This window comes from Nonomuraea turkmeniaca, assembly GCF_005889735.1.
Classification (GTDB): Bacteria; Actinomycetota; Actinomycetes; order Streptosporangiales; family Streptosporangiaceae; genus Nonomuraea; species Nonomuraea turkmeniaca.
Genome location: NZ_VCKY01000408.1, coordinates 1 through 5085, shown reverse-complemented (window position 1 = coordinate 5085; position 5085 = coordinate 1). Strand labels below are relative to the sequence as shown.

General features: G+C 67.8%; 4 protein-coding genes and 2 pseudogenes. 5 read left to right on the top strand and 1 reads right to left on the bottom strand.

Translation table 11 applies throughout. The features are described from left to right. The 3 genes and pseudogenes from ETD86_RS52490 to ETD86_RS52480 all read left to right on the top strand — a co-directional run. Nucleotides 1-265 (top strand): annotated as a pseudogene (locus tag ETD86_RS52490) (hypothetical protein); the annotation flags it as partial. Then, entirely contained in the window at nucleotides 262-1254 is a 993-nt protein-coding gene (locus ETD86_RS52485) for a hypothetical protein (RefSeq protein WP_138674091.1), read from the top strand. The pseudogene ETD86_RS52490 and the gene ETD86_RS52485, both read left to right, overlap by 4 nt. Next, a complete protein-coding gene (locus ETD86_RS52480; RefSeq protein WP_138674090.1) occupies nucleotides 1251-1985 on the top strand; it encodes a WXG100 family type VII secretion target in 735 nt (244 codons plus the stop codon). Before ETD86_RS52485 ends, ETD86_RS52480 begins: the two co-directional genes overlap by 4 nt. 9 nt (nucleotides 1986-1994) lie before the next feature. Here the strand turns inward: ETD86_RS52480 and eccB are convergent, their stop codons facing one another. After that, entirely contained in the window at nucleotides 1995-3422 is a 1428-nt protein-coding gene (eccB, locus tag ETD86_RS52475; RefSeq protein ID WP_138674089.1) for a type VII secretion protein EccB, read from the bottom strand. Nucleotides 3423-3515: 93 nt separating this feature from the next. Between eccB and ETD86_RS52470 the strand changes: the two genes are divergently transcribed. Beyond that, nucleotides 3516-3917, top strand: a complete 402-nt coding sequence (locus tag ETD86_RS52470) for a hypothetical protein (protein ID WP_138674088.1) — start codon at nucleotides 3516-3518, stop codon at nucleotides 3915-3917. A gap of 5 nt (nucleotides 3918-3922) precedes the next feature. Further along, nucleotides 3923-5085 (top strand): annotated as a pseudogene (locus ETD86_RS52465) (hypothetical protein); the annotation flags it as partial.

Genomic DNA, 5085 nt, shown 5'->3' with positions numbered 1-5085 from the left:
CAGCTACACCGTCCCCGGGCCGATGGGCGGTTCGCCGGGCATCCCCTCGGTGATCGGCTCGCCGGGCGTCGGCGGCGGTCAATCCGCACTGCTCGCCTCCGGCGGCCGCATCGCCGGCGGGACACCGGGCGGCATGCCCTTCATGCCGTTCATGGGAGGAGCCGGTGGCGACGGGCAAGGCGACCTGGAGCGGAACACGTACATGCCGGAAGACGCGAGCGCCTGGACGGTCGGCAATGAGACGACGGAACCTGTGATCGGATGACGAACAACGGCGGCTCGGGATTCCAGCTGTCATCGGGCATCTCCTTCACCGAGGAGGAGCTCGCAAACGGCGCCAACAAGATCGCCCCAGAGGTCGACCGCGTCGATGGGCTCAAGCAGCAGACCGGCGGTCTGGGCGTGCCCTTCCCGCACTTCGGCGTGGTCGGCATGGGCATTCATAGCGTCCATGAAGATGCGATCGACCAGCAAAGCGATGCGCTGGAAAGGGCTCGCAAGGCGCTGGAGACCTGGATGCCGGCCCTCACCGCAGCCGACGAGAACTACCGTGAGGCAGAAGACGACAGCGGGGCAGTCGACCTCGACGGGTTGGGGGATCTCGGCGGCGCAGGTGATCTCGGCGGCGCAGGTGATCTCGGCGGTCTGAACCCGGACCTGCCCACCGGCGCGGGCGACCTGCCCGGCATGCCGGACACCGGCCTGCCGGAAACTCCCGACGGCACGCTGCCGGATGGCACGCTGCCCGACGGCCAGCTCCCGGGAGGAGGGGACCTTCCCGGAAGCGATCTGCCCGGTACCGACCTGCCCGGCACCGACCTGCCCCAGCAGAACCTGCCGACCACCGACCCGGCGGACACGAAAGTCCCCGACATCGACTCGGCGCTCAACAACCCGGCCAAGACCGACCTCTCGTCCTACCAACCCACAACCCCGCAGATCCCGAACAACCTGTCGACCGTGGACCCCGCCGGCCTGGGCACTCGTACGGGCCCCAGCTCATTCGGCCCCGGGTCCGGCCTGGGAGCGGGCGGCGTCGGCCCGAATGGCGGCATCCCTGGCGGCGGGGCCGGATTGCGCGGAGCGGGCGGGTCGGGCATGCCGATGATGCCGTTCATGCCGATGGGCGGCGCGGGCGCGGGCGGCGACCAGGAACGCGACCGCGACAAGAGCGTCGGGCTCGCCGAGGACGAGGGCGTCTGGGGCGGCGACGAGGATATCGCACCCCAGGTGATCGGGCAGGAGGACCTGTGAGCGTCTACAAGGAGACCTACATGGCGGCCACGGCAACGGCCGAGGTCGCCACTGCCATGATCTTGAGGCCGTGGGCGCTCTATGTCGTCGCCGCCATCGGCACCATGATCTCCGATCCCGAGGGCATGGCGGAGTCGGCCGGGGGCTGGCGTACGGACGAGCTCGTAACGCTGGGTGAGCAGCTCGACCAGCTCAAGACCCAGCTCCAGGAGCAAGGGACGTGGGAGGGAAGCGCGTTCGACGCCTTCGAGACCGTCCATACGAGTTTCAAGAACTCGATCAACGATCTCAACGAGGCCCGGAACAACACCGGCGACGCGGTCGACTCGGCGGCCGGTTTCTACAGAGTCGGCGCCATCGTCTGCTCGGCTGTCGCCGGCGCCATGCTGGCGTTCGGGATCTGGAAAATGTTCATGAGGTCCAATCCGGCGACCGCCGTGACCGCGGAGGTGGTGGACGTCGCCGTCGGCAGGGCCGCTACCTCCACGATCGGGACCGTGGTCAAGAGACATGCCATGGTGGCCGGCGGCATGGCCATGGTCCTGGCCGCCGTCGTGCAGCAGTCCAAGATGACCGGCAAGATCTTCCCCACGCTCGAAGCCATGCCGACCGCGATGACCTCCGGCGGTTCGACGTTCACGAGCGATGGCATGACCTACGAGGAGGACATGGGCGCCCTCACCCCGAAAATGGACGACTCCGTGGCGGAGACCGGCGGCTTCCCGGTCTAGTAGGGGGTGTCACCGCGTCGGCTGGATGGCCTGCATGTCCTGCACGGGCGTCCTGGCCGCCGCCGGGTCCAGCGCGGGGCCGTCGGGGATCAGCCGCAGCAGGTGGGCGGGCACCGGTGCGACGTCCGTCGCCTCGTACCCCAGCTTGCCTATCACGTCCGCCGCGGTCAGCTGGAACCTTTTGCCCTGGTCCGTGATGAGCGAGAACTGCTGCACCGCCGACAGTTGCCCGTCGGCCGGCAGGGTGCCGGCCAGCACCGCGCTGCCCGGTGGGAGCAGCACCTGATCGACCTTGTCCGAGCCGGCGCTCACCGTCGGCGCCGGGATGCGGACCTTGCTGCCGGTGGTCAGCACGGCCCTGGTCGAGCCCTTCGCGGTGTTCGCGTACACGGCGCAGAGCGGGGCCGACACGCCGGGCGCACGGAAGCGCGGCATGGTGGCGGGCAGGCCGCTGTTCAGCATGCTGCGCGCCGAGGCCTTGGTCGCGTTGGCGCTCGCCGCGTCGATCGGCGTCTCGCGGACCGGGCTGTTGCCGTAGGCGGCCTTGCTGGCCGGGTCCTGGAGCAGGAGCAGCGCCTGGGTGTTACTGATCGGCGCGAGGCCGTCGGCCAGCAGGACGTACCAGCGTTCGCTCGAGCCCGCCACGGACGCCACCTTGTACACGTGTCCGACCCTGGCCGCCTTTCCGCCGGGACCGACGGTCTTCTTGCCGTGCTGGGGGATCTTGGGAGCCGCGAAGTCGACGCCCGCGGGGATGGCGTTGATCCACGAGGCGGGCACACGACGCGGCGTCTGGTCGGTGAATCGGTTCAGGTTCGCCGCCCGCAGGCGCTGGTTGGCCCAGAGCACCCAGCTCTGCTGGCCGTCGTTGACGACCAGCGCCTCGCCGGCCACGGGCGTCCCGCCGATGTCGGTCCCGGCGACGAGCGTCACGAACGGCTTGGGTACGCCGGAGGCATCGGCCCCCTCGACCACGCACGCCGACCACGGGGCCTTGACCAGTCGCTCCCGCTTGGGCAACGAGTCGGGCGCCCCCTGGATGCCCACCTTCTGCCCGCGGGCGAACCCGGCCAGGGACTCCGCGGACACCGTTCTGACCTTGACGTCCTCGTTGTCGAGCATCAACCGCGCGGAGACGTAATTGGCCACCGGCTGCAGCCTTCCGCTCTGCTGGTTGTAGACGTACGAGGCCCCGGTCTCCTCCTCGATCAGCAGTTGACCGGCATCCGTCAGCTTGGTGGCGTTCCCCGGGCTGAGCAGTCCCCAGATCCCGAACCCGGCGACGATCAGGACCGCGATCAGCAGGCCCGCGAACGTCGCCACGTTCTGCCTCCGCATGGGGGATTCCGGCACATCCGGCTCCCCTTGCAGCAGAGCCATCCCCAGGCGCTGCGTCATCAGCCGATGCGCCTGATAAAGATCCTTCTGGGTCTGCATGTTGACTAATGTTACGCATGTTGACTATGAGTTTTCTGTACGCCGAAGGAACTCCCGAGTAAGCTGCTTGATCGACTGCCGAGGGGGAAGCTCGTGGGAGAAACCCAACCACCCAGCGACTGGCCCAGCGATTGGCCGGGACTGGAAGCGGAGCGGGACGGCGTCACGTACGACGCCCAGAAGATCGCGAGCATCGCGCAGGCGTTGCGGGAGGTGATGGAGCCCATCAGCGGTAGTGGCTCCGGCGATAATCTGGGCTCGCTCCAGGATCTGAGCAGTAACGGCTCGCTGCACTACGACGTGTGCGCGCACCTGCGGAGCCTCGACAACTGGGAGGGCGGCAAGTCGTTCGCCGCCACGTTGGAGCAGAGCCACCAGACGTTCGTGGACGTCTTGGAGGAAGTCCTAGAGAACTTCACCACCGCGATCTCCCTGGTGGAGGCTGAGGCGAGCACCTACCAGGCGACGAACGCGGCAAACGAAGGCACGGTCTGATCGGCGTGGGCGAGAACAAGCAAGAGAGCCACCAGCTGAGGCCTTCGACCGCGGACTGGTCCGTCGAGACGGGCGACCGGAGCGTCGAGGAGGTCGTGACGTTCATCAGGAACTTCCCTTACCAGCGCATCCAGACGGCGTCGATCGCCTACTCCGACGCTCACTCGGTGGTCAACACCGCCAAGGAGGGGCTCAAAGAGCAGGCTGTAGCGCTCGCAAGGGTCTGGGAGGGCCCAGCCTCGGTGGAGGCCCAGAAGGCGCTCGGGGTCCTGTACGTCACTCTGGAGAAGTTGGCCAAGAAGCTGGAGGACATGGTCACCCCACTCGCGGAGTTCGACACCGTCGTGCGCAAGCATCAGGCGTTCATGGAGGACGACTGGAAGGGGTTCGCGCTGCCGGCGTGGCACTACCAAGGATTCTGGAACGCCGGCGGTTTCTGGAATGGTGGCAGCTGGAACGACAGCATGAAGGACTATTACGGCTCCTATTCCGGCTACTACAACGGGGACACCGCCACGGGCAAATGGGGATCCCCGAACAAGCAGGCCGGACTCCACCTGGAAACGTTCGGCAAGGATCTCGAGCACATCTTCAACACGATGCCGACGACGTTGGAGACCACGCTCCGGGACATCCATCTGCCGCAGGACCCGCAGGTAGACCCGGACCCGATCGACTACACGCAGTTCAACGGCGACGGCACGGGCGGCTTCACACCTACCGGGTACGGCAACACCGACCTGTCCGGAATGCCGGGAGGAACGGGTACCACGGATCCCTCCTTCGACCCGCAGAATCCGACAACGGGCCCCTGGACTCCGACCACTCCCGGAAACAACCCGTCCGGCGACCCATCGACCGGCTATCCGACCGTGCCGAACACGAACGGCCTGGACCCGAACGGTCTGGACCCCAACGGTCAGAATCCGGGTGGTCAGAACCCGGGTGGTCAGAACCCCAACTCGGGAGCGAACACGAGCCTGCAGGACTACCGGCCCACCACATCCACAGTCCCCACCGGGAACGTCCCCACCACGAATCCCTACGGCAGCTCCGGCTCGCCGTACGGGGCGGGCACATCCGGTGGCCCGGGCGGCGTGTACGGCGGAGGCAGCGGCATGGTGCCGACCGGAGGCGCGCCGGGCACCGGCGGCAAGTACGGCAACGG